The organism is Microbacterium sp. dk485 (assembly GCF_004570445.1).
GTDB lineage: Bacteria > Actinomycetota > Actinomycetes > Actinomycetales > Microbacteriaceae > Microbacterium > Microbacterium wangchenii.
The window spans coordinates 1,038,494-1,062,955 of sequence record NZ_SPQW01000002.1; the positions used below are offsets into that span (position 1 = coordinate 1,038,494).

Annotated in this window: 19 protein-coding genes; 3 read left to right on the forward strand and 16 right to left on the reverse strand. The window is 71.9% G+C overall.

Going from position 1 to position 24,462, the window contains the following annotated elements:
• Positions 1-291 precede the first annotated feature (291 nt).
• From E4V99_RS15880 to E4V99_RS15900, 5 genes are all read right to left on the reverse strand, one after another.
• Complete coding sequence (locus E4V99_RS15880) at positions 292-1,278, reverse strand: SRPBCC domain-containing protein (RefSeq protein ID WP_135117815.1); 987 nt, start codon at positions 1,276-1,278, stop codon at positions 292-294.
• A complete protein-coding gene (locus E4V99_RS15885; protein WP_135065691.1) occupies positions 1,275-1,520 on the reverse strand; it encodes a hypothetical protein in 246 nt (81 codons plus the stop codon). The genes E4V99_RS15880 and E4V99_RS15885 overlap by 4 nt, the downstream gene beginning before the upstream one ends.
• A gap of 124 nt (positions 1,521-1,644) precedes the next feature.
• A complete protein-coding gene (gene rpsA / locus E4V99_RS15890; protein WP_135065688.1) occupies positions 1,645-3,120 on the reverse strand; it encodes a 30S ribosomal protein S1 in 1,476 nt (491 codons plus the stop codon).
• A 288-nt stretch (positions 3,121-3,408) separates the two neighbouring features.
• Positions 3,409-4,692: an HNH endonuclease signature motif containing protein gene (locus E4V99_RS15895; protein ID WP_245233214.1), complete on the reverse strand. Its 1,284-nt coding sequence runs from the start codon at positions 4,690-4,692 to the stop codon at positions 3,409-3,411.
• Positions 4,693-4,774: 82 nt separating this feature from the next.
• Positions 4,775-5,383: a MerR family transcriptional regulator gene (locus E4V99_RS15900; protein WP_135065685.1), complete on the reverse strand. Its 609-nt coding sequence runs from the start codon at positions 5,381-5,383 to the stop codon at positions 4,775-4,777.
• A 71-nt stretch (positions 5,384-5,454) separates the two neighbouring features.
• Here E4V99_RS15900 and E4V99_RS15905 point away from each other — a divergent pair, with 71 nt between their 5' ends.
• Complete coding sequence (locus E4V99_RS15905; protein WP_135065682.1) at positions 5,455-5,961, forward strand: DUF4188 domain-containing protein; 507 nt, start codon at positions 5,455-5,457, stop codon at positions 5,959-5,961.
• 16 nt (positions 5,962-5,977) lie between these two features.
• Here E4V99_RS15905 and E4V99_RS15910 read toward each other — a convergent pair whose 3' ends face one another.
• Positions 5,978-6,709 carry an HNH endonuclease family protein gene (locus E4V99_RS15910; RefSeq protein ID WP_135065679.1) on the reverse strand — a complete coding sequence of 244 codons (732 nt, stop codon included), beginning with the start codon at positions 6,707-6,709 and terminating at the stop codon, positions 5,978-5,980.
• Between the two features lie 176 nt (positions 6,710-6,885).
• Between E4V99_RS15910 and E4V99_RS15915 the strand changes: the two genes are divergently transcribed.
• Positions 6,886-7,836 carry an ADP-ribosylglycohydrolase family protein gene (locus tag E4V99_RS15915; protein ID WP_135065676.1) on the forward strand — a complete coding sequence of 317 codons (951 nt, stop codon included), beginning with the start codon at positions 6,886-6,888 and terminating at the stop codon, positions 7,834-7,836.
• Between the two features lie 13 nt (positions 7,837-7,849).
• On the opposite strand, the gene E4V99_RS15920 is transcribed toward E4V99_RS15915, so the two are convergent.
• Genes E4V99_RS15920 through E4V99_RS15965 form a run of 10 tightly spaced genes read right to left on the reverse strand, consistent with a single transcriptional unit; the run spans position 7,850 to position 22,691 of the window.
• A complete protein-coding gene (locus E4V99_RS15920) occupies positions 7,850-9,499 on the reverse strand; it encodes a helix-turn-helix domain-containing protein (RefSeq protein ID WP_135065673.1) in 1,650 nt (549 codons plus the stop codon).
• Between the two features lie 17 nt (positions 9,500-9,516).
• Positions 9,517-10,623 (reverse strand): o-succinylbenzoate synthase, encoded by a 1,107-nt coding sequence (gene menC / locus E4V99_RS15925; RefSeq protein ID WP_135065670.1) that lies wholly within the window; start codon positions 10,621-10,623, stop codon positions 9,517-9,519.
• Positions 10,620-11,432, reverse strand: a complete 813-nt coding sequence (locus E4V99_RS15930; RefSeq protein ID WP_135065667.1) for a GNAT family N-acetyltransferase — start codon at positions 11,430-11,432, stop codon at positions 10,620-10,622. The genes menC and E4V99_RS15930 overlap by 4 nt, the downstream gene beginning before the upstream one ends.
• Entirely contained in the window at positions 11,429-12,553 is a 1,125-nt protein-coding gene (locus tag E4V99_RS15935) for a M20 family metallopeptidase (RefSeq protein WP_135117816.1), read from the reverse strand. The genes E4V99_RS15930 and E4V99_RS15935 overlap by 4 nt, the downstream gene beginning before the upstream one ends.
• Positions 12,550-15,978 carry a serine hydrolase gene (locus E4V99_RS15940; RefSeq protein WP_135117817.1) on the reverse strand — a complete coding sequence of 1,143 codons (3,429 nt, stop codon included), beginning with the start codon at positions 15,976-15,978 and terminating at the stop codon, positions 12,550-12,552. The genes E4V99_RS15935 and E4V99_RS15940 overlap by 4 nt, the downstream gene beginning before the upstream one ends.
• Positions 15,975-16,742 (reverse strand): ATP-binding cassette domain-containing protein, encoded by a 768-nt coding sequence (locus E4V99_RS15945; RefSeq protein ID WP_135065658.1) that lies wholly within the window; start codon positions 16,740-16,742, stop codon positions 15,975-15,977. The genes E4V99_RS15940 and E4V99_RS15945 overlap by 4 nt, the downstream gene beginning before the upstream one ends.
• Positions 16,739-18,637: a dipeptide/oligopeptide/nickel ABC transporter permease/ATP-binding protein gene (locus E4V99_RS15950; protein WP_135117818.1), complete on the reverse strand. Its 1,899-nt coding sequence runs from the start codon at positions 18,635-18,637 to the stop codon at positions 16,739-16,741. Before E4V99_RS15950 ends, E4V99_RS15945 begins: the two co-directional genes overlap by 4 nt.
• 1 nt (position 18,638) lies before the next feature.
• A complete protein-coding gene (locus E4V99_RS15955) occupies positions 18,639-19,634 on the reverse strand; it encodes an ABC transporter permease (protein WP_135117819.1) in 996 nt (331 codons plus the stop codon).
• Positions 19,635-19,671: 37 nt separating this feature from the next.
• Positions 19,672-21,267 carry an ABC transporter substrate-binding protein gene (locus E4V99_RS15960; protein WP_135065649.1) on the reverse strand — a complete coding sequence of 532 codons (1,596 nt, stop codon included), beginning with the start codon at positions 21,265-21,267 and terminating at the stop codon, positions 19,672-19,674.
• Between the two features lie 35 nt (positions 21,268-21,302).
• Positions 21,303-22,691 (reverse strand): serine hydrolase domain-containing protein, encoded by a 1,389-nt coding sequence (locus E4V99_RS15965; RefSeq protein ID WP_135117820.1) that lies wholly within the window; start codon positions 22,689-22,691, stop codon positions 21,303-21,305.
• A gap of 117 nt (positions 22,692-22,808) precedes the next feature.
• On the opposite strand from E4V99_RS15965, the gene E4V99_RS15970 reads away from it, so the two are divergent.
• Positions 22,809-24,317: an amidohydrolase family protein gene (locus E4V99_RS15970; protein ID WP_135071100.1), complete on the forward strand. Its 1,509-nt coding sequence runs from the start codon at positions 22,809-22,811 to the stop codon at positions 24,315-24,317.
• The last annotated feature ends 145 nt before the right edge of the window (positions 24,318-24,462 follow it).

Here is a 24,462-nt window from a genome sequence, read left to right on the forward strand (position 1 = left end):
CGGCGAGTGGGGCCGCGATGGAGGCGCACCCGCGCGCGGGTACAGGGGCACTCCCGGCGAGACGGAGGTGCGCACGGCGTCGAAGGTCCCGTGAGCGAACACCCTGCCCGCCCGAACTCCTCAAGAACGCGCGGCGTGGGCTGATTTCCGCACTCTTCCGACCGCGGGGGCCCCGGATTTGAGGAGTTCGGGCCGGACGAGGAGCGGGACGAGGAGCGAGACGAGGAGCAGCGCGAGGGGCGGGCCGGAGGCCGAGAGTGGCGCGGGAGCGCGGCGGGGCCACCGGGGCGGTCAGCGGAAGACGCGGCCGATCGCGACGCAGAGCTGGGACAGTTGCATCCAGGTCACGAACCGGTACAGAGGGCGCAGGAGCCGGGCCCGGACGGGGCCGACGCGGCGCGCGGGCTGCCGCTGCCACGCCTGCGTCATGCGCAGGCGGGTTCCGCCGTCGGTCGGAGCGAGTGAGATCCGGACGTACCGGGTGTTGGCGTCGGGGGCGTCGGGGGTCGAGAACGACCACGCGATGGAGAACTGCTCCTGCACCGCATCGACCTCCACCCGGATGCGTCGAAGGGCAGGCGCGATACGCAGGGGCTTCCCGTCCGGACGACGATCACGGCGGTACGCGGTGAGGACATCGCCCGGGCGGACCGGTCCGCCGGCGTCGACGACGCCTCCGATGCTCGGCTCCCAGTCCGGCATGCGGAACGGATCGGCCAAGAGCGTCCACACCTCGTCGACCGGAGCGGGCACGAATAATTCGGCGTGGCCGGTCAGCCCGTCGGTGGAGACAGGTACCGCAGGCCGCGCGGTGGGGGCGTCTTCGTCGAGGCGCCGGCGGATCGTGTCCGGCGAGGTGCCGAGCCGATACAGCACCTCCGCGATCATCCCGCTGGGCTCGTCCAGGAGTTCGCGCAGCACGGCCGCGGCGTCGCCGCGCTTGCCGCCGCGGCAGGACTCCTTGAAGATGTCCAGCACGCGGTCGCTCCAGGTGTATCCGCCGGTCTCGTTGAAGACGATGCGTCCGGGGTCCGCAGCGCCGACGCTGATACCGACCGACGCGAGCTGTGCGGCGTGCTGCTCGGCGACCGCCCGACGGGCCTCCTCGAGCGTGATGCCGCTCCCCCGGAGCACACGGCCGGCATGCTGGTCGCTGAGAACCAGGGCCAGGAAGAGATGGTCGATGTCGCTCGTGCGCAGACCCACCCGCGACGCCTCCTCCATCGCCGTCAGCGAAAGGCTCTGCGCGGTCTTGGCGACATCGGCGAGCTTGCTCACGTATTCCTCCTCGGGACGGGGATGGTCTGGTCGATCCTCTTGGCGTATTTCTTGTGCACCGCCTGACGGGAGACTCCGAGCGCATCGGCGACCTGCTGCCAGCTCATGCCTGCCCGCAGGCCCGCCTCGACCTGGCGCAGCTCGAGCGCGTCGGCGAGGACGCGCAGCGACGCCACCGCGCGGAGTCCCGCGCGCGGGTCGCTCGTGTCCGCCGCCCGCCCGGCGATCTCTCCGGCGTGCATACTGTCAACCTACGTTGCTCCGCCAGGCTTGTCAACCGGAGTTGCTTATGCCGGCGGCAACGCGAAAGCGGGCCGGAACCCGAAGGTTCCGGCCCGCTTCGTGGAGCGTGAGCTCAGTTCTGGATCAGCGACCCGACAGCTTCTCGCGCAGAGCGGCGAGAGCGGCGTCGTCGGCCAGGGTGCCGGCCGAAGCCGACTCCGAGGTGTACGAGCCTCCGCCACCGGTCGAGACGGCACCATCCGAGGAGCCACCGGCCGGAGCGTTCGCCTCGGCCTCGAGGGCCTTGGCGACGGCAGCCTTGTGGGCCTCCCAGCGAGCCTGGGCAGCGGCGTACTCCTGCTCCCACTTCTCGCGCTGCTCGTCGAATCCTTCGAGCCAGGCGTTGGTCTCCGGGTCGAAGCCCTCGGGGTACTTGTACTCCCCGCGCTCGTCGTACTCGGTGACCATGCCGTACAGGGCCGGGTCGAACTCGGTGCCGAACGGGTCGACCGACTCGTTCGCCTGCTTGAGCGACAGCGAGATGCGGCGACGCTCGAGGTCGATGTCGATGATCTTGACGAAGACCTCTTCACCGACGGAGACGACCTGCTCCGCGAGCTCGACGTGGCGGCCCGACAGCTCGGAGATGTGCACGAGGCCCTCGATGCCGTCCGCGACGCGGACGAACGCACCGAACGGAACGAGCTTGGTGACCTTGCCCGGTGCGATCTGGCCGATCGCGTGGGTGCGGGCGAAGACCTGCCACGGGTCCTCCTGCGTCGCCTTCAGCGACAGGGAGACGCGCTCGCGGTCCAGGTCGACCTCGAGGATCTCGACGGTGACCTCCTGGCCGACCTCGACGACCTCGGACGCGTGCTCGATGTGCTTCCACGAGAGCTCGGAGACGTGCACGAGGCCGTCCACGCCGCCCAGGTCGACGAACGCACCGAAGTTGACGATCGAGGAGACCGTGCCCTTGCGGACCTGGCCCTTGTGCAGGTTGTTGAGGAAGTTCGAGCGCGACTCGGACTGCGTCTGCTCCAGCAGCGCGCGGCGCGAGAGAACCACGTTGTTGCGGTTCTTGTCGAGCTCGAGGATCTTCGCCTCGATCTCCTGGCCGAGGTACGGCGTGAGGTCGCGGACGCGACGCAGCTCGATGAGCGACGCGGGGAGGAAGCCACGCAGGCCGATGTCGACGATGAGGCCACCCTTGACGACCTCGATCACGGAGCCGGTGACAACACCGTCGGTCTCCTTGATCTTCTCCACGTCGCCCCACGCGCGCTCGTACTGCGCACGCTTCTTGGACAGGATGAGGCGGCCTTCCTTGTCCTCCTTCTGGAGAACCAGCGCCTCGACGTGGTCGCCGACGTTGACGACCTCGTTGGGGTCGACGTCGTGCTTGATCGAGAGTTCGCGCGAGGGGATGACGCCCTCGGTCTTGTATCCGACGTCGAGGAGGACCTCGTCGCGGTCGATCTTCACCACGGTGCCTTCGATGAGGTCGCCGTCGTTGAAGAACTTCAGGGTCTTTTCGACCGCGGCCAGGAAGTCCTCAGCAGAGCCGATGTCGTTGATCGCGACCTGCTTGGTGGCCGGGGCGGTCGTTGCGGTAGTCATGTAGTGGGTTGTCCTATTGGGGTTGGTGTCGGGCTTCTGCTCGTGCCTCTCCCCCGGTTGAGGGATGAGGCAGTCCGCAGCCATACGATCGTCGAACGAGTTCGCGCGACGACCGAGACGAGACGGCGTGAGCCGAAGCGAAGCGGATTGTTTCGTGCGATGTCACTGCGGCCGGGGCCTGGACGTGCGGAACGAGCCACACGAGTGACACTCAAGACTAGCAAACGCCGGGGCCGGGCGAAATGTTCCTGCGCCGAGGCGTTTCGGCGGCCGCGATCGCGGCGCTGGTCACGCGGCGCGGAAGACGGGGACCCGACGTTCGGGTTCGACGACATAGCGCCGGCCCAGAGGTGACGTCCATTCGATCGCACCACCCCCGCCCTCCACCTGTCGCACCCGCCAGCCGCCGCGATGCTTCACGGTGTGGTGGCCCTGACACAGCGGCGCGAGGTTGGAGAGCTCTGCTCGCCCGCCGTCCTCCCACGCGGTCTGGTGATCGATCTGACATCGGGAGGCGGGGAGGCCGCATCCGGGGCTCATACATCGACCGGCCCGCCAGCGGACGAGGTCCCGGAGTGCGGCCGGAGGCTTGTACTTCTTCCGCCCGACCGAGAGCACGGTGCCGCGCTCCGGATGGGTAAGGATCCGCGTCCAGGTGCGAGCGGTGCCGCACAGCTCCCTGGCCCGCTCGATAGGGATCGGGCCCACGCCTTCGACCGTGGCCGGCTCGCTCTGCGCCGCGAGCTCGTCGCTGAGGAGGGCGAGAGCGGGAACGGTGACCGCCACCGTGGCCCGGATCCCCCGGGCGACCCCCGGGTGCGCCTCGACGACGCCGTCCACCAGGAGGTCGCCCACGACGTCGGCCCGGATCTGGTCGAGCGTGCGTTCTTCGCCGTCCTGCGCACGGAGGATCTGGGCGATGCCGGTGATGCGGGCGTGCACGGCCTGCGCCTCGACGGCCGGCAGGTGCACGAGCAGCCACGCCATGCCGTCTTCGCTCGGCTCGATGACCACGCGGCGCGCGGCCACCGCCTCGCGGTGCCGCTCTTCCAGGGAAGCGGCGCGCACCGTGGCGACCAGCTTCTGCAGCAGACGGCGGAAGGTGCCGAGCGGGTGCGCCTCGGCGAGCTCGACCGCAACGGCGACGACCTGATCACGTAAGACCGCCTCGACGGTGTCGACGAGCTCGACGAACACCTCCGCATGGCGCTCGGTCGTACGCCCGGCGTGCAGCGAGGCGAGCATCGCGGGGTACCGGCCGACGAGCCCGTCCGCCGTGACCAGCAGCCGGTCGGCGGCACGCTCGGTCATCTGGAGCGCGGCGGCCAGCTCCAGGCGCAGCGATCGTTCGATGATCTCGAGGCTCGACCCTCGGAACGTCGCGAGCTCCCGCAGAGCCTCACGGTGCATCGCGTCGACCCGCTCGAACCGCTCCGCGGCGAACACCGACATCATCGTCGATACTTCCGTCACGAGGTCGATCGGGTCGGGTGGCTCGGCGGAGCGGTCTTCGTCATCCCACGGCGCGTCGCCGAGGACGCTCTCCAGCCGGTCGATGCGATCCGTGTTCATGCCTGAAGACTAGAACATACCTCCGACACTCGAACGGCTGCCGCCCCCTGACTCAGCCGGTGACGAAGGAAGGCGGGAGATGTCAGTCGGCGCCGAATCGCTCGGCGGACACCACCTGCTCCGCCACGCGGCGCAGGGCGAGCAGCACCTGCTCCGGCAGCACGGTACCCAGCACGACGTAGCGGACGACCGACTCCGCCGAGTCCGTGGGGATGCCGGCGATCTCGGCCTCGGCGATCAGGCGGGCCGCGGCGACGTAGGCCGCGAGCACGTCGGGCGGGATCCGGAACCCCGCGCGCTCGACGTTCCGCAGCGCGTGAGCCAGTCCGGCCAGCTGCGCCGGATCGCACGATTCCGGCTTGCCGCCCAGCTGCGTGAAGAGATCCTCCGCCGCCGCGGTGTCGATACCGTCCTCCGCGGGCGGCGCGACGGCGGCGTGCGCGACTCCGAGGAGCTCGTACGGGGTCGGCGGCGGAGCATCCAGCGCGGCGATCACATTGCGGGTCTCGGCGATGCTGACGCCGGAGTCGACGAGCGCCCGGATCACGCGCAGCCGCTGGACGTGCACCTCGTCGTAGCTCGCCTGCGTCGCCGAGGTACGAGTGCCCTCGGGCAGCAGCTTCTCGCGCAGGTAGTACTTGATCGTCGGCACCGGCACACCGGTCGCCGCGGAAAGTTCCGAGATCCGCATCCCTCACCCCTTGACACAGATAGTAGCGCTATCCAATCTGGATAGTGAAGCTATCGAGATGGGAGCAGACAATGAGTCGGATCGTGCCGGGCCGGGCGACGCACCGCTACGAGGGCGAGCTCGTGGTGTTCCACATCGGCATGGAGATCAACCGGTGGTGGCGGCCGGACCTGTGGCTCCCCACATTCGTGGCCATGCCACGGATGCTGCGGGAGCTCAGCGTCGAGGTGGACTCCGGCATGCTCGGCTACGCCATCCTCTTCGGCGCCCGAGGACCGTACGTCGTGCAGTACTGGTCCTCGATCGACAAGCTCTATCGATACGCCTCCTCCCCCACGCAGGAGCACCGGCCGGCCTGGACGCGCTTCAACCGGATGGCGCGGAAGGCGCCGGGCGCCGTGGGGATCTGGCACGAGACGTTCCTCGTCGAGCGCGCCGAGAGCGTGTACGTGTCGACGAAGCCGATGGGGCTGCCGAAGGCGACCGAGCTCGTGCCGGTGACCAAGCGCCACGACCGCGCGCGGGATCGCTACGCCGAAGGGCGCACCAGCGCGGCGGCGCCCTCCGCGGCCGGGTGAACGGGTCGCGCGGTGCTCAGCAGCGGGCCAGGACCTGCTCCAGCGCCGTGCGGTCATCGCCGGTGACGCCCAGGTCCCACTCACCGAGCACGGCGATGTAATCGGCGGCGTACGCGCAGTGCGACGCCTCGGCCGGCGGCATCCACTCCACCGGTCCGGAATCGCCCTTCGACTGGTTCACCGCGCCGGCCGTCGCGCGAAGGTTGTCGGGGTCGTTGGCGAAGGCCAGCCGGTCCTCGTCGCTCCAGAACTCCGCGCCGTGCCGCCACGCCCACGCGAGCGGGACGAGATGGTCGATCTGCACCCGTGCCGACGTGTCCGTCCCCGAGACGAACTCCACGCGGTCGCCGGTGTAGGGATCCACGAGCACGCCGCTGAGCACCTTGCAGCCGTTGGTGCCCTCCTTCAGGACGGCGTCGTCCAGATCGCGGCGCAGGACGTCGTTGCGCGTGTCGCATCCGTTCCGGTCGAGATCGTGCCACGCCGTCCCGAAGGCCTCCCGGTAGTAGCGGGCGATCGACTGGCCGGGCACCGTGTCCAGCGCCGTGAGAGTCTCGCGGGCGCGCTCGACGTCGGCGCGCGCATCCACGGGCGCGGAAGCCGTGCCGGGGGCCGGATCGGCGAACCACCCGGGGGCGACGAGCGTCAGCCCCAGGCACAGCACAAGACCCGCGAGCACAGCGACCAGCGTGCGGGCGGCGCCGCGGGCGCGCCGGCGGGCGCGCGGAAGACGTCTCGTCGAACTCACTGCGCTTCACCGATCTTTCGCACCATCACGACGTCGAACACACGCCGTGCTGGGGCGGATCAGCTGTTGCAGGCGATCCCGTCCCCGTCCCGATCCAGATCATAGACGTCCGATCCGACCACGCCGCCGTACGATGCGGAGTGCCCCTCGACCCGCGACAGCCACCGGGAGCCGCCATGACCTTGACCACCGCCCGACTGGATCGCGCCGTGGGCGCCGTCGTCGCCTCGGCCGCCGGCGACGCGCTGGGCGCGCAGTACGAGTTCGGACCGGCGCTCGCCGACACGACGCCCGTCGAGTTCGGGCGGGGCACGTTCGGGCACGACGTCGGCGAATGGACCGACGACACGAGCATGGCGGTGCCGATCCTGCAGGCCCTCGCCGCCGGCGACCGGCTCGACGACGAGCGGGTGCTGGCGGGGATCGTGACCGCGTGGATCGGATGGGCGGCCACGGCGAAGGACGTCGGCGCGCAGACCCGCGCGGTGCTCGAGCGCCTCGGCCCCACCCCGACGGAGAGCGACGCGCTCGCCACCTCCGAGGCGGTGCACCTGGCCGCCGGACGCAGCGGCGGCAACGGCTCGCTCATGCGCACGGGCCCCGTCGCGCTGGGCCATCTCGATGACGACCCTGCGGCGCTGGTCGACGACGCCGGCCGCGTGGCGCGCCTGACCCACTGGGAGGAGGACAACGCCGACGCGTGCGCGCTGTGGTGTCTCGCGATCCGCCACGCGATCCTCACCGGGGACCTCGACGTGCGCGCCCAGGTGGCATGGCTGCCGGCCACGCGTCGCGATCGCTGGGCCGCGATCATCGACGAGGCCCTGGCGCCGGGGACGCACCCGCGCGATTTCGCCGCGCAGAACGGATGGGTCGTGCGCGCGTTCCAGGCGGCGCTGTCGGCCGTCGCCGGGTCCGCGTCGCTCGTGGACGCACTCGAGCGCGCCGTGCGCGGCGGCAATGACACCGACACCGTCGCCGCCATCGCCGGCTCCCTGGCCGGGGCGGTCTACGGGGCCGGCGCGGTGCCGGAGCCGTGGCGGCGGATGCTGCACGGGTGGCCGGGGCTGGGAGCGGATGACCTCGCGCACCTGGCTGCGACGGCGGCCGAACGCCACACCCCCTGAAACGCCGTGCGCGTCAGCGTCCCAGCATCCGCAAGTGCAGCATCGCGGCGAACCGCGCGTCGCGGTCGTTGAGGTCGAGCCCCGACACCTCCGCCGCCCGGCGCAGCCGGTAGCGGAACGTGTTGGGGTGGACGAAGGATGCCGCCGCCGCCGCACCGACATCCCCGAAGGAGTCCAGCCACGCCTGCAGTGTCTCGACGAGACGTCCGTCGCCGCGGCTGTCGTGCTCGACGAGCCGGCTCACCGGTCCGCTCAGCCGGTCACCGCGCGCGGCGAGGAGGTCGCGCAGCTCGAGCAGCAGGGAGTCGGTCTGCACGTCGGCCACGCGCGCGACGGGGCGCCGCACGGCCGCCGCCGCGGCCTGTTCCCGGAGGACCCGGAGCACCCGGAGAGCCGCCGCGCGCGACCGGGCGAGCCCGGCGATGTCATCGGATGCGGGGCCGACGGCCACAACGGCGGGCATGCGGGTGCCGACGCGCTCGAGGAACTCCTCCAGCACGCGCACCGACCGCTCCTCGGCCTCCTCCCCCGCGGCGGGGAGGATCGCGTAGACGACGTCGCCGACGAGCGCCGCTGCGGCACCGGGCTGCACGGCCGAAAGGTGCACGGCGAGGGCGTCGGTGAATCTCTCGCGCTCGGCGAGCTGCTGCTGGTCCGCTGGCGCAGTGCCGCGTTCGCCGGCCACCAGCGCCGCGGCGATCACGCACACGCGGCGTCCGGTGAGGCTCAGGCGCCCGAGCGCGTCGCTCGCGCCGCCGCGGCCCTCCAGCGCCGTGCTGACCAGTTCGGTGCGCAGGCGCCGCTGCACGTCGGCGCCGGCGCGCACGCGCAGCAGGTGCAGCGCGACGAGCTTCGCCGCATCCCGCAGCGTGGCCGTGCGCTCGGCGGTGAGGGGACCGTCCATCGCGGCCCAGATCGATCCGAGCACCTCGTCGCCGGCGCGCACGGCGATCGCGACGCGCTGGGTCGTCGCCCCCTCCCCGAGCCGGATGGGGTCGACCACGACGGGGCGGTCGTCGCGGTACAGGTCGCGGAAGACGCCCATCTCCGTCAGCACGCGGGCGTACCGCTCGGGCACCTGACGGCCGATGATCGTCTCCGCTCGCGACGCGTCCGCCTCCTCCTGACGCCCCGAGAAGGCGAGGACGCGCGAGGAGCGATCCTCGATCGTGATCGGTGCATCCAGCAGCGACGCGATGGCACCGGCGACGGCGAACAGGTCGCCGGAGGGAAGGCCGCCGAGCGACTCCACGTGGGTCTCGCCGATGTCGTCCTCCGCCAGCAGCGACCGCAGCAGAGCCGCCAACTGCGTCCAGGTCGCGCCGCGCGCGAGGCCCAGCAGGGCGATCCCGTGCGCGTCGCACGCCCCGCGCACCTCCTCGGTCACCTCGACGGGTGAGCGGACGACGAGCGCCGCCACGGCGTGCGCACCGAGTTCGTGCAGCAGCGCCGTGATGCCCTGCGCGCCGCGCACCCCGACGCCCAGCACGATCGCGCCGGGCGGGTAGACCGGTTCGTCGGCGGGGTCGTGGATGACCACGCCGCCCACATCGCGCTCGGCGTCGATGCGGCCGTGCGCGACGTCGAGGAGGGTGACGCCGAGGTCGTCGATGACGCGACCCAGACTCGACCGCGCAAAGCCCTCCGCCCGGCCCGCACTCATGAGGTGGAGCATATCCGTCAGATCGGAACCCACTCCACGGCGGTGGTCAGCTCGTCGAGGATGTGCGGCACGGGGGTCACCCCCAGACCGGGACCCGACGGCACCGTGAGGTGGCCGTCGTGCATGACGAAGGGTTTGGTGATGTCGGTGGCGTAGAAGCGCCCGCTCGCCGAGACGTCGCCGGGCAGCGTGAAGCCGGGCAGGGACGCCAGCGCGATGTTCGCGGCGCGCCCGAGGCCCGATTCGACCATCCCCCCGCACCACACCGGGATGCCGTGCGCTGAGGCGAGGTCGTGGATGCGGCGGGCCTCGAGGTACCCGCCGACCCGGCCGGGCTTGATGTTGATGATGCTCGTCGCGCCCAGGCGGATCGCGGCGGCCGCCGTCTGCGCCGAGGTGATCGACTCGTCCAGGCAGATGGGCGTCTTCACGATCTTCGCGAGGTCGGCGTGCCCGAGGACGTCCTCCTCCTCGAGGGGCTGCTCGATCAGCAGCAGGTCGAAGGCGTCGAGCTTGGCGAGGTGGGGCGCGTCGCGCAGCGTGTACGCGGTGTTCGCGTCGACCTGCAGCAGCACGTCGTCGCCGAAGCGCTCCCGCACGGCGCGCACGACGTCGACGTCCCAGCCGGGCTCGATCTTGAGCTTGATGCGCACGTAGCCCTCGTCGAGGTACCCCCCGACGGCCTCCAGCAGCTTCGGCACCGAGTCCATGATCCCCACCGACACCCCGCACGGCACGGTGTCGCGCACGGAACCGAGCTCGCGCGCGAACGAGCGGCCCTCCCCGCGCAGCTCGGCGTCGAGCACGGCGGTCTCCAGCGCCGCCTTCGCCATGCGGTGGCCCTTGAAGGGCTTGAGCACCTCGGCGACCGCGTTCGCGTCCCCGATGCCGGCGGCCCCGAGGGCGGGGATGAAGAACCGTTTCAGAACGTCGACGGCGCCTTCGGTGTACTCAGGCGAGTACACCGGGTTCGGCAGCGTGACGCATTCGCCCCAGCCCTCGGCCGCATCGGTCACCGCCTTCACCAGCAGGATGTCGCGGTCGGTCTGCGTGCCGAACGACGTGCGGAACGGCGACGCCAGCGGCATCGCCACCCGGCGCAGTTCGAAGCCCTCGATCTTCATACGGTGATTCCCTCTCCGAGCCTGATGATGTACCCCTCGGCACGGTCGAAGCCGACGACCCGGCCGCCGGACTCCAGGTGAGCGGTGAGCTGCTCGCGCAGCGTCCGGCGCCACGCGCGTGCCGCGTCGACATCGGTCCGGCGCATCCGCTGGATGTCGTCGGGCACCGCGACGGTCGCGTGGCACGGGCCGTGGGCGGAGACGGCCGGCGGATGCCCCGCCGCCGCGTCGGCGACGTCGTCGTCGCGCAGATCCCACCGCACGAGCAGCCGGTCGGTGTCGCCGTCGCTGTTGATCGCGTCCGACATGGCGCCGTAGAAGTTGGTCAGGTACTCCACCGGCAGCGCGTGCAGCTTGGCGATGTTGAAGTACGCGTTGCGTGACACGAGCGGGTCGAAGGTCCACTCGATCGCGTCGATGCCGCGCGAGAGCGCCCACCCGCGCTGGTGCAGCTTCATCGCGAAACCCACGGATCGGCCGATATGGGATGGCGCGACCCCCGCGATGTGGCTGTGCAGCGCATGCCGGTCCGGCGCCGAGTGGAACCCGATCGTCGCGCCGACGAGGTCGTCGCCGGCGAACGCGCCCGCGATGTAGTTGCCCGCCTTGCCGAGGGCGCGCAGCAGCTCGGGCGGAACGGCGGGGTTCTCCGGCCCCCGCCCCCAGATCTGCGACAGCAGGTCGACGACGGCGGCCTGCTCGGCGACGCCGGCCACTTCGCGCACCCGCACGCCGGCGGCCTCCGCCGCCGTCTCGGCGGCCGTGAGCGCCGTGGCCACGACGACGTCGGCGAACATCAGATCGGTCATGGTGTCTCCTGCTCTGCGGCGAGCTCGGCGAGAAGCGCGCGCAGCAGTTGCGTGCGCGGAGCCAGGTCGGCCACCACGACGTGCTCGTGCTCGGCGTGGGCGCCCCCGCCCACCGCGCCCAGGCCGTCGAGCGTCGGCACTCCCATGCCGGCGGTGAAGTTGCCGTCGCTCGCGCCGCCCACCGCGGTCCCCCGCAGGGGCTCGAGGTCCAGGCGCGCGGCGATGCGCTGCGCCCGCTGGAACAGGGCTGCGGATGCCGCGGCCTCCAAGGGCGGCCGGTTGACCCCGCCGCGCACCTCCAGGCGTGCACCAGGGACCTCCGCGGTGAGGGAGCGGACCGCCGCATCCACGCGATCCTGCTCGGCGGCCGTGCGCGCACGCACGTCGACCGCGAAGGTCGCCAGCGCCGGGACGGTATTGGTCGTCGCACCCGAGCGCGCCACGGTGGGGGTCACCGTCGTCCCCCGCGCCGGGTCGGCGAGGGCCGACACGGCCAGGACCGCGTGCGCGAGGGCCACCGTCGCGTTGACGCCGCGCTCGGGCTCGAGGCCCGCGTGCGCGGCGAGTCCGTGCACTCCGATCTCGTACAGCGACACGCCCTTGCGCTCGAGCTTGAGGGCCCCACCGTCGGCGGATGCCTCGAGCACGAGTGCGGCGCGCGCCCCGCGGACGGTGTCCTCGATGAGGGCGCGCGAGGCCGGCGAGCCGACCTCCTCGTCGCCGGTGACCAGCACCGTGACGCCGTCACGGTCGTCCAGCCCCGCCACGGCGTGCAGCGCCATGGCGAGCCCGGCCTTCATGTCGAAGCATCCCGGACCTGTGAGCGTCCCCTCGTGCACAGCGAAGGGCAGGCGCGTCAGCGTGCCCGAGGGCCACACCGTGTCGTGATGGGCCAGGACGAGCACGCGCGTGTGCGCGCCGAACCGCCATCGGAGGTGGGAGACGCCGTCCACGACGATGCGCTCGGGCACGCGGCCGAACAGCTCGTCCCCGATCGCGGCGACGAGGTCGGCCGAGCGCGCCACGGCCGCGGAGTCCGCGGAGGGCGACTCGCACTCGACGAGGCGACGCAGCGTGCCGACGAGCACGTCGGTCGCGACGTCGGAGGAAGCGGTGATCATGCCGGGACGTCGACCTTCTCCGCCGGTGCGCCCGCCGCATCCGCCGCCGTCGCGGCATCCGGCGCCGAGACCCGGTCCGACACCTTCGGGGTCGCCCGCGCACCGAAGTGGAGGTACTCCTCGCCCGTGGGCAGGGAATAGAAGGTGAGGGTCATCCAGGTCTGCGTGCCGGGGGCGCGCAGGGCGAAGAGGTGGTCGTCCAGGGGCACCAGCGGGTACTCCTCGACGGTGTGCGGCTCGAGTTCCGCCAGCGGCCCGAGCATCGTCGTGCGCAGCCGCGGTCCGTCCTCGCCGGCGAAGACCTCCATGCGCACCGAGGCACGCTCGTACGTGCCGACGAACGGTGCGAGGTCGACCTCGACCGGCTCGGCGGGGACCGTGACGGGGTGGCTCATGTCCAGACCGGAGAGCTCGGCGAAGATCTCACGGTAGAGCTCCTCGTACAGGTCGCGCGTGTTGCCGCCGTTGGTCAGCAGCGTCACGGCCACGCCGGACTCGGGATGGATGCGCAGGAACGCCGCCTGCCCGAGGGTGTTCCCGTCGTGCCCGTACAGGCGGTCGCCGTTCCAGTCGAACCGGATCCAGCCCAGCCCCCACGAGTCGCCCAGGACGTGCTTGTCGGGTACCTCGGCCTGGAACGCCTGCATCTGCGCGACGGTGTCCTCGCTGAGCAGTCGCTCCCCCGCGGCCGTGACGCCCCCGGTCATGTGCAGCCGGGCGAAGGCGAGCACGTCCTCGGCACGTGAGGTGATGAGCCCGGCCGGGCCGATCCCGCGCGGCAGGAGCCACGCCGGGGTCACGATCTGCTCCCCCGCCACCTCGACGTGTCCCACGGCCGCGCCGTGGAGGATCGCGTCCTCGGGGAGCGTCACGGTGTGCGTGAGACCCAGCGGCTCGTACAGCAGTTCGCGCATCGCCGCGTCCCACGTCCTGCCGGTGAGGATCTCGATGATCCGCCCGAGGATGGAGTAGCCGGAGTTGCAGTACGACCACGTGGCGCCCAGCGGATGGTTCATGCCCGCCGTGTCGAGGAGGCCGACGTACTTCTCGATGCAGTCGTCGCCGCGCCCGGTGTCGGTGAACACGTCGCCGTCCAGCCCGCTCGTGTGCGTCAGCAGGTGCCACACGGTGATGCCGTCGGTGAGCTCGTCCTCGCTCAGCCGGAACCCGGGGATGACGTCCTTCACCCTGGTGTCGAGGGCGAGCCTGCCCTCATCCACCAGGCGCAGGACGACGCTCGCCGTCCACACCTTGGAGATCGACCCGATCTGGAAGATCGAGTCCTTCGCCACCGGCGCCGTCTCGACGTTCTTGTTGAGCGTGCCATGAGCGGCGACCACGACATCGTCGGCGCGGCCGTCGCCCAGTCGGAGGATACCCAATTGCGCGCCGGGGACCTTGTGGCGCTTGGCCAGCGCCGTCAGGCGCCGCTGCCAGTGTGCCGCGTCGATCGCGGCAGGACGGGGGCCCGCCGCATCCGCCGCGTACTGCTCCACCCACTCCACGACGCGCGTGTTGTAGTCGATCCGGTGGCTCGGCGTTCCCGAGAGCGGGAAGAGGTGGCTGCCGCCGGGGTAGAGCACGAGGCGGGTGGGCACGCCGCGCTCCCGCAGCGCCAGATGCCACTGCTCGGCCTGCCCCACGGGGCAGCGCACGTCGGCGCCCCCGTGCAGCACGAGGGTCGGCGTCTGCACGCGGTCGACCTGCGCGTACGGGTTCATCGCGGCGATGCGCTCGCGGTCGCGCGGGTCCCACGGCATCGCCGCCACCTCGAACACGTTCAGCAGATGCGCTTCGTCGGCCGTGCCGCCCATGCTGATCAGGTCGCTGACGACCCCGCCGGCCACGGCTGCGGCGAACCGGTCGTCGCGACTGGTCAGGTAGCACGTCATGAACCCGCCGTAGCTGTACCCGGTGACGGCGAGGCGCTCCGGGTCGGCGGCGCCCTCGGCCACGAGCTGGTCGACCGGCTCGAGGAAGTCCTTCGCGTCCACCTCGCCCCAGCGGCCGTTAACCGCCGTGAAGAACTCCTCGCCGTACCCGTCGCTGCCCCGCGGATTGAGCATGAGGACGCTCCATCCGCGGCTGACGAGCTCCTGGTGGTAAAGGTGCATGTCATCCACGGCGCCGTTCCACGCGTTGTGCGGGCCGCCGTGCACGTCGACGAGGAGCGGGGCGGGGCCCGATCCGGCGCGGTCCGGATCGCGCAGCAGCCAGCCCTGCACCGTGACACCGTCGCTGATGGTGAAGTCGCGCGATTCGCGCACGAACAGCTCGACGCCGTCCAGGGCGGCGCCGTGATCGGTGACCACCTGCTCGGCGCCCGAGGCGAGGTCGATGCGCACGACCTCGCCGAACGAGGTCGCGGTGGACAGCACGATCGCCGCGTGGTCGCCCGCGACGGCGAGCCCTGCGACCACGTGCGCGTCGCCGCCGTGCACGACCCGGGGCTCCCCGCCCTCCAGCGACACGGCGTACACGTGCGTGCAGCCGCGGTCGCGGGCGGCGAAGACGACCTCGCCGGCCGCCGACACCTGCGGCAGCCCGCCGGGGTAGCCGGGCCCGCCGGGCATGATGTTGCGATCGAGGGATGCGGCCAGTTCGGCCGCCTCGCCCGTGGCCGGGTCGACGCGGTACAGCCGCGCGATGCCGGCGGGCTCCCCCGGCCACCCCGCGACGACCATGCGTCCATCCGGCGCGTAGGCGACGGTCGCCGCCACCCCGCCCTCGAACGCCACGACCGCCGGCGGCGCGGCGGGGTCGGACGGATCGAGCACGTGCACCGCGGAGCGATAGGTGAGATCGTCCACTCCGACCGGCTTGGCGACGTAGGCCAGGCGCGTGCCGTCGGGTGACCAGGCCGGGCTTGAGGCGAACGCGTCGGCTTCGGTCAGCTGCCGCACCTCGCCGGACGCGATATCCAGGGCATGCAGCTGGGTGCGGATGCCGCGGAGGAAACCCATGCCGTCGGCCTGGTACCCGGCGCCGTCGGTGACGATGGGGCTCGATCCGCGTGCGGCGCGATCCTCGTCCGTCTCGTCCCCGTCCGCGAGGAGGTCCACGGGCGCCGCGAACGCGATCGTCGCGCCGTCGGGGCTCCACACCGCAGCGCCGGCACCCAGCGGGAGGCTCGTGCGCTGCTGCGCCTCTCCCCCCGCCAGCGGCAGCGTCCACACCTGTCCCTCGCGCAGGAACGCGAGCGTCCGGCCATCCGGGGAGAACACCGGCGCCGCATCCGCGGAGCCCAGCGTCAGCCGTCGCGGCTCGGCGCCCCGCTCGGCCAGCCACAGGGAGCTCACCGGCCGGTCGGCCTGCGTGTCGACGCCGCCGAGGACGTACGCGAGCCGGGCGCCGTCGGGCGAGAGCGCCGGCTGGGCGGGGATCGTCAGAGCGGCCAGGTCGCCGATACGCAGTCTGCGAGTCACGGGTGTTCTCCTTGCGCGTGAAGCGGGATCCGGCCGGGGATGGCGGCCAGGAGTTCGCGGGTGTAGTCGTCGCGCGGGTCGCTCAGGACCTCGGACGTGGGACCCTGCTCGACGATGCGGCCGCGGTGCATCACCGCGACGCGGGAGGCCACGTAACGCACGACGGCGAGGTTGTGGGAGATGAAGAGCATCGACAGCCCGAGCTCGGCCTGGAGCTCGCGGACGAGGTTGAGGATCGCCCCCTGGATCGACACGTCCAGCGCCGAGGTGATCTCATCGGCGATGAGCACCTGCGGCCGGCCGGCGAGAGCCCGCGCGATCGCGACGCGCTGACGCTGACCACCCGACAGGTCCGCCGGATACGCACCGGCGCGCGCCGGGTCCAGGTGCACGAGGTCCAGGAGCCGCTCGACCTCGGCTCGCTGGGCGGAACGGCTCATCCCCCGAGGCAGGATCTCGGCGATGCTCGCCCCGATCGTCATGCGCGGGTCGAGCGAGGAGAACGGGTCCTGGAACACCATCTGCAGCGGACGGCGACCACGGCGCGGGTCGATCGGCCGGCCGTCCAGGAGGATGCGGCCCTGGGAGAGGGGAACGAGTCCCACCGCCGCGCGGGCGACCGTCGACTTGCCCGACCCCGACTCGCCCACGAGCCCGAGCACCTGTCCATCGGGAATCGTGAAGCTCACGTCGTCCACGGCGGTCGTGGCCGAACGGCCGGATCCGAACCGGACGCCGACGCCCTCGAAACGCAGTTCGCTCATGCCACCACCTCCTCCGGGTCGCGCGCCGGCACGACCGGGACAGGGAGGGGCTCACCCGCATGCCAGCACGCGACCCGGGCGCCCGTGGCATCCGCCACCAGCGGGGGCTCCACGGCGCGGGAGTGCGCGTCGGCGAGCGGGCAGCGCGCCGCGAAGGCACAGCCCGCGGGCACATGAGCCGGATCGACGGGGCGGCCGGGCACCGTCGCGAGCGGACGGTCCAGGTCGGTCTCCATGTCGGGCACGGCCGCCAGCAGCGCGCGCGTGTACGGGTGGCGCGCGCGGGCCAGCTGCGACACGGGGAGGTCTTCCACGATGCGCCCGGCGTACATCACCAGCACGCGGTCGCAGATCTCGGCGACCACTGAGACGTCATGGCTGATCAGCAGGATGGCGACGTCGTCCTCGTCGCGGATGGCCTTCAGCAGGTTCAGCACCTGTCGCTGCACCGTCACATCGAGCGCCGTCGTCGGCTCGTCGGCGATGATCAGCTTGGGGCTGCCCATGAGGCCCATGCCGATCATCGCGCGCTGGCGCATGCCGCCGGAGAACTCGTGGGGATACTGCCTCGCGCGCCGTCCGGGCTCGGCGATGCGGACGGCGCCGAGGCGGTCCACGGCCCGCGCATGCGCCTGTCGGCGGGTCATGCCGCCGTGGTGGATCGCGACCTCGCCCAGCTGCGCACCCATGCGCTGGGTCGGGTTGAAGCTCGTCATGGGGTCTTGGAAGACCATCGCCAGCGACGTGCCGAGCAGCCGTCGGTGCTCGGCCGGGCCGCCCTCGAGGAGTTCGGTCCCGAGGAAACGCAGGCTCTCGGCATCCACCACCCCCGGCGACTCGACGAGCTGCGCGATGGACAGCGCGGTGAGCGACTTGCCCGACCCCGACTCCCCCACGATCCCGACGACCTCGCCGCGGCGCATCGTGAAGCTCACGCCGCGCACCGGCGACACGGGGCCGTCGGCACCGGGGAAGGTCACGGTGAGATCGCGCACCGCGAGCACCTCGTCGGCGTCGGGCGCGGATGCGGTGCGCGGCGGGCGCGGCTGCACGCCGGCGAGGGTCGCGATGAGGCCCGTGCTGCGGATTCCCAGGGCGCGTGCGGCCGCCTCCCCCACGAGGTTGAACGCGAGGCCGGCGATGACGACGGCGAGGCCGGGCGCGAGCGCGGCCAGGGGGTTGATGTAGATGCCGGAGAGGCCCTCCATCATGAGCCTCCCCCAGTCGTACTCGGGCGGCTGCACGCCCAGGCCGAGGAACGACAGCCCCGCGAAGGACAGCAGTGCACCGCCGGCGCCGATCGTCGCGTTGACGATGAGGGGCTCGCCGATGTTGGGCAGGATGTGGCGGAACAGCACGCGCACGCGCCCGACGCCGCCCACGCGCGCGGCCGCGACGAAGTCGCGCGCCGCGATGCCGGCCACGAGCGTCTGGCACAGGCGCCCGAACGCCGGCGCACCGGCGAGGCCGATCGCGAGGGTCGCACCCACCCAGCCGCTTCCGAAGATGACGGCGAAGAACAGTGCGAGGAGCAGGCCCGGGAACGCCACGGCGATCCCCACGAACCACGTGACCGGTCGGCCGGCCCGCCCCAGCAGGTAGGGGGCGACGCCGAGCAGCAGGCCCGCGCTCACCGCGACGAACGTGGCGGTGAGGGCGAGGACGACCGACAGGCGCGTGGCCACCAGCACCCGCAGGAGGAGGTCGCGCCCCAGCCCGTCGGTGCCGATCAGGTGCTCCCCCGAGGGGCCGGCGAGGATGTCATCGGTGTCGAACGTGTCGGCCTGAGCGCCCCACAGGATCGGCGCGAAGACCGCGGTGAGCAGCACGAGGGCGAGCAGGACGGCGGCCGTCGCGCCCAGCGGCGTCAGAAGGGTGCGGCGCAGGATGCGCATGTCAGTGCTCCCCCACGGTCGTGCGCGGGTCGAGCGCGGCCAGCACGGCGTCGACGACCGTGTTGATGATCAGCACGCCGGCGCCGTACACGAGCACCGTGGCCTGCACCATCGGGTAGTCCTTCGTCTGGATCGCCGACACGATCGTGGAGCCCAGCCCCGGCCACGCGAAGACGTTCTCCACCAGCACGGTGCCCACGACGAGGGACCCCAGCAGGAGCCCGCCCAGGGTGAGGGCGGCGGTCACGGCGTTGGGAAGAGCGTGCGTGAGGTGGATGCGCCACGCCGGCAGCCGCTTGGCGCGTGCCGTGCGGACGAAGTCCGCCTCCAGCACCCCGAGCATCTCGACGCGGACGATGCGCGCGAGCACGGCGGCGGGCCCGAGCGAGAGGGCGATGACCGGCAGGATGTAGGACTCGGGGCCGCTGCGCCCGGCGATCGGGAGCCATCCGAGCGAGACGCCGAAGACGGCCACGAGCGCGACGCCCAGGAGGAAGTCGGGGATGGCGGAGACCAGGACGCTGCTCGTGGCGAAGCCCAGTTCGAGCTTGCGCCGCCGGCCGCGGCGGGTGGCGACGGCCATGATGACGCCCAGCGGAACGGAGATGACCACGGCGAAGGCGAACGCGAGCAGGGCGAGGCTCGCGGTGGCGGGGAGCCGCACGGTGATCACGTCGATGGCCGGGAGGTTCGACTGGATCGACGTGCCGAAGTCGCCGACGAGGAGGCCCCGGAGGTAGTCGATGTACTGCACGGGCAGCGGATCGTTCAGCCCGAGCGACTCGCGCTTGGCGGCGACCAGCTCGGCGGAGGCCGTCGGCCCCAGCGCCGTGCGCACCGGGTCGCCCGGGATGAGGTGGATCATCAGGAACGCGGCGGTCACCAGGATCCACAGCGACACGAGCAGTCGCCCCGTCCGCCGGAGGATGAACCGCGGCCAGCGGGAATCGCGGGCGCGGCGCACCTCCTCGCGGGGCGGGGCGACTGCAGTGCTCATGGGGGACGTTCCTTCCGGCGCCGGTAGGCGGGCGCGGTTACTGCGCGAGGAGGCGGATGCTCGTCGGGATGACCGTGTCGATCATCGTGAACTCCGCCTTGTTGCCGAAGGTCTTCACCACGTTGTTGGCGAACGGCACCACGTCGGCGGCCTGGAACAGGGCCTCCTCCGCCGCCTGCCACGCGTCGCATCCCTCGGTGCCGGGGATCGTCATCGCCTCGGCGACGGCGGCTTCGTAGTCGGCGTTCTGGATGCCGGCGAAGTTGGTGCCCTCCGGCGCCGTCGGTCCCGAGACGAAGCCGACGACCTGGTCGGGGTTGTTGACGTTCAGCGGCACCCAGGCCATGTCCCAGTCCCCGGTGCCGAAGATGGCGTTGGACAGCGTCGTGGAGTCGTTCTGCGTCGCGGTCACCTGCACGCCGATCTCCTCCCACGCGCTGACGGCCAGTTCGGCCGCCGACGTGCCGCCGGTGCCGAGCGTGTTGGCGTACAGGAAGGACAGGGCGAGCTTCTGCCCGTCCTTCTCACGGACGCCGTCGGCGCCCTCGACCCATCCCGCAGCATCCAGTGCCGCAGCGGCGGCGTCCACATCGGTGGCCGGGACGTTCCCGCTGACCGCGTCGTAGTCGCAAGATGAGGGCTCGACGACCGTGAGCCGGGTGGCCGGGGCGCCCGCGCCGCTGGTGAGCACCTTCTGCAGCTCGGCGAGGTCGAGCGCCTGCGTCAGCGCGATCCGCACCGCGGGGTCGCTCGTGGGGCGGGTGTCGTCCTGATTGAACCAGTGCTCGCCCACGAGCGCCTCGACCTGCTGCGAGTACAGGCCCGCGCCATCCAGGCGCTGGGCATCGGGGCCGACGATGGCGGCCGCGTTGACCTCACCGGACATGACGAGGTTGGCCGCGGTGGTCTCGTTGGGAATGACCCGCGCCACGATGGTGGCGGGCAGGCCCTGCTCCTGCGTCGTGGCACCGCCGGGGCCCCACGCGTAGTCCTCGTTCACCTCGTACGTGTAGTGGTCGTTCTGGACGGCCTCGGTCAGGACGTAGGGGCCTGTGCCGAGCGTTCCATCGCTCAGCTGTCCGCGATCCTCCATGCCGGCCTCGCACACCATCGGGAGGTTCGCCAGGCCCTGGAGCACGAAGGGCGCAGGGCCGGCCAGCGTGATGGTCAGGGTGCTGCCGTCTGCTTCGGCCGTCGCACCGGGCGGGAAGAACGTGCCCAGGAAGGGGCTCTGGTTCTCGGGGTCGCCGATCCAGGTCAGATTCTGCGCCGCGGTGTCGGCCGTGAACTCCGAGCCGTCCGAACACGTGATGCCCTCGTTGAGGGTCAGCGTGACGGTGTCGCCCTCGAGCTCCCACTCCGACGCGAGCTGCGATTGGATCTCGCCCTCTTCGTCGAGGGAGACCAGCGAGTCGTAGGCGAACTGGCTCAGCTGGAACAGCGCGCTGACGGCGGACATCTGCGGATCCAGCGCCCCGGGGTCGGCCACCATCGACAGCGTGAACGTCCCGTCCTCGACGTAGTCGGCATCACCGCCGCCGCCGCCACTGCCACCGCCGGCGCATCCGGCCAGGGCGACGACGCCGATGATCGCGGTCGCCGTCGCCAGCGCGGGTCTCGTGAACGTCTTCATGCGGGTTCTCTCTTCTGAGTCGGGTGGTGCGCCTGTCAGTCGGCGCGCGAGATCGCGCGTCCGTAGTGCATGTGCGTGCGGCGTCCGTCGCCGTCCTCACCGAGGAAGGCGTACACGACGTGCATCTCCTTCATGGTGGGTTCGACCGCGATGAGCGAGTCGGCATCCAGGCCCACCAGCTGCACGTGCTCGGCCTCCTCGCCCATCTCCGCGGCGATGCCCTTGGGGATGCTGTCGAGCCAGATCCGCCCGTCGTCGTCGACGCTGACGGTCATGTCGAACGTGGAATTGGAGTAGAACCCCACGAGCGGTGCCGCATCCACGGGCACCTCCTCCGTGGGCACGGTGGGGAAGCCGGGGAGCTCCACGCCGGCGACGTCCGTCACGATCGTCTTGACGACGTCGCCGAACAGGCCCATGACGTCGCCGCCGTTGGTCAGGAGAGCCACCACCAGGCCCGCCTCGGGAACCACGCGGAGGAAGGCGGACTGCCCGATCGTGCCGCCGTCGTGACCGATGACCGTGGGTGCGCCCTCGACGAAGATCTCCCAGCCCAGACCCCATGCCTCACCCATTCCGGTCAGGCGGGGAAGGGAGATCTGCCGCTCCTGCATCGCGCGCACCGACTCCTCCGACAGCACCCGGGTGCCGTCTGCGGCCAGTCCGCCGTCCAGGTGCATCTTCGCGAAGGCGACGAGGTCGCGCGCCGTCATGGCCAGCATCGATCCGGCAGGTTCGTTGGATTTCGCCAGCGCCCACACCGGCGCCGGCGTGGGGGCGCCGTCCTCGCCCTCGCCCATGTGCCCGACGGCCGCACGGAACAGAATCGCCTCGTAGGCGCTCGGGGCGACGGAGGTGAGCCCGAGGGGCGCGGCCAGGTGCTCGGTGAGGGCAGCCTCCCAATGCGTCCCGCGCAGCACCTCGATGAGGCGCCCCAGCACGGTGAAGGCCGCGTTGTTGTAGGAGAAGATCTGCCCCGGCGCGAACACCTGCGGCAGCACGGCGACATGCTCGAGGTACTTCTCGATGGCGTCCTCGCCGCGTCCGGTGTCGGTGAAGATGTCGCCCTCGAAGCCGCCCACATGGCTCAGCAGATGACGCGTCGTGATCGTGGCGGCGGCCGCCTCGTCGGCGACGCGGAAGGCCGGCAGGTACTGCCGCAACGGCGCATCCAGATCCAGCAGCCCCTCGTCGACGAGCTGCATCACGAGGGTCGTGGTCCACACCTTCGTGATGGAACCGATCTGGAAGACCGAGTCGGGGGTGGCGTCGACTCCCGTGGCGGTGCTCAGCACGCCGGCCGCACGATCGACGATCACGCCGTCCTTCAGGACGGCGACCGCGGCACCGGGTACCCCGTGCTCCGAGACCAGGCGGGCGAAGTCCGCGTCCAGAAACGCGGCGATGTCATCGGGGGTACGCATGGTCTCACCATAGGGACGTCTGTCGGGCGGTCGTTGGTTCGATTCGACGGATATGACACGCGAACCTCGTTCGATCGCACAGGTCGCAGCGGCTGCGGACGAGAATGATGGACCGTGATGAATACGACGATCCTGCGCGGCGGCCGCGTCATCGATCCGGTCGCCGGGACGGAGACGGTCGCCGACGTCGTCATCCGTAATGGCCGCGTGGAACGGGTCACCGCCGGTACCGGCGGGGCCGGTGCGGGCGATCCCGGTGGCGGCACGGTCGATGGCGGCACGGTCGTGGACGTGACGGGGATGGTCGTGGGGCCCGGGTTCGTGGATCTGCACAGCCACGTCCACTCCATCGCGGGGCAGCGGCTGCAGGCCTTCGACGGCGTCACCACGACGCTCGACCTCGAGGCCGGCCTCATGCCGATCGACGCCGCGTACGCCGCCGCCGCGGCGGAGGGCCGCGTGCTGAACTACGGATTCTCGGCGTCGTGGTCGGATGCGCGTGGCCAGGTACTGGCGGGCGTCACGCCCGCCGCCGACTTCCACGCCTCTTCCGCCCTGCTCGGCGACGCCCGGTGGCAGCGCACGTCGTCGCCCCGCGAGCGCGCCGCGTGGCTGAGCCTCCTCGAGGGCGAGCTCGCCGCCGGCGCCCTCGGCATCGGCGTACTGCTCGGCTACGCACCGCGATCCGACCCCGCCGAGTACGTCGCGGTGGCCAGGCTCGCCGCCGCCGCGGGGGCGCCGACCTTCACGCACGTGCGCGATCTCATCGAGCTGGACCCCACCACGCCGATCGACGGCTCGCGGGAGGTGGCGCTCGCCGCGGCAGAGACGGGTGCCGCCATGCACCACTGCCACGTCAACAGCACGTCCCGCCGGCACGTCGACCGGGTGCTGGGCGACCTGGAGGCCGCGCGCGCGTCCGGCTCGCGCATCACCGTGGAGGCATACCCGTACGGCATGGGCAGCACGAGCGTGGGCGCGGCCTTCCTCTCCCCCGAGCGGCTGCGGGAGACGGGATTGTCGCCGTCGAGCATCGTCATGCTCGGCAGCGGCGAACGGATCGCCGACGAGCGGCGCCTCCGGCAGGTGCGGGAGTCCGACCCGGCCGCGACGTGCTTCGTGGAGTTCCTGGACGAGCGCGACGAGGCCGACCGCGCGCGCCTGCGCCGCTCGCTGGCCTTCCCCGACGCGATCGTGGCCAGCGACGCGATGCCCCTGGAGTGGCCGGACGGCCGGCCCGACTCGCGCGAGTGGCCGCTGCCGGCCGGCGCGTCGACGCACCCGCGGACGGCGGGCACGTTCGCCCGCAGCATCCGGCTCATGGTCCGCGAGCACGGCCTGTGGGACTGGGTCGAGGCGTTCCGCCGCTGCGCGTACCTGCCTGCCCGCGTGCTGGACGAGGTCGCCCCGGCGATGCGCACGAGGGGCCGGCTCGAGCCGGGCGCGGATGCCGACCTCGTCGTGATCGACCCGGACGCGCTCACCGACAACGCCTCCACGGCGGATCCCGTGCGTCCCTCCAGCGGCGTCCGTCACCTGCTCGTGGGCGGGAGCTTCGTCATCCGCGACGGGCAGCTCGATCCCGCCGCCTACCCCGGCCGCGCCGTGCGGGGCCGGCCGCGCTGACCCGCGCCGCACCGCTCGGCCCGGCCGCCCGGGCCTGCCACCCTTCCGCCCTGCGCACTGCTCGGGGCCCCCATCCCGAACTCCTCAAAACCGAGGGCACGCGCGGCCAAAACCGGCCAAACCGGGCGTCGCGGCGGCCGAAGTG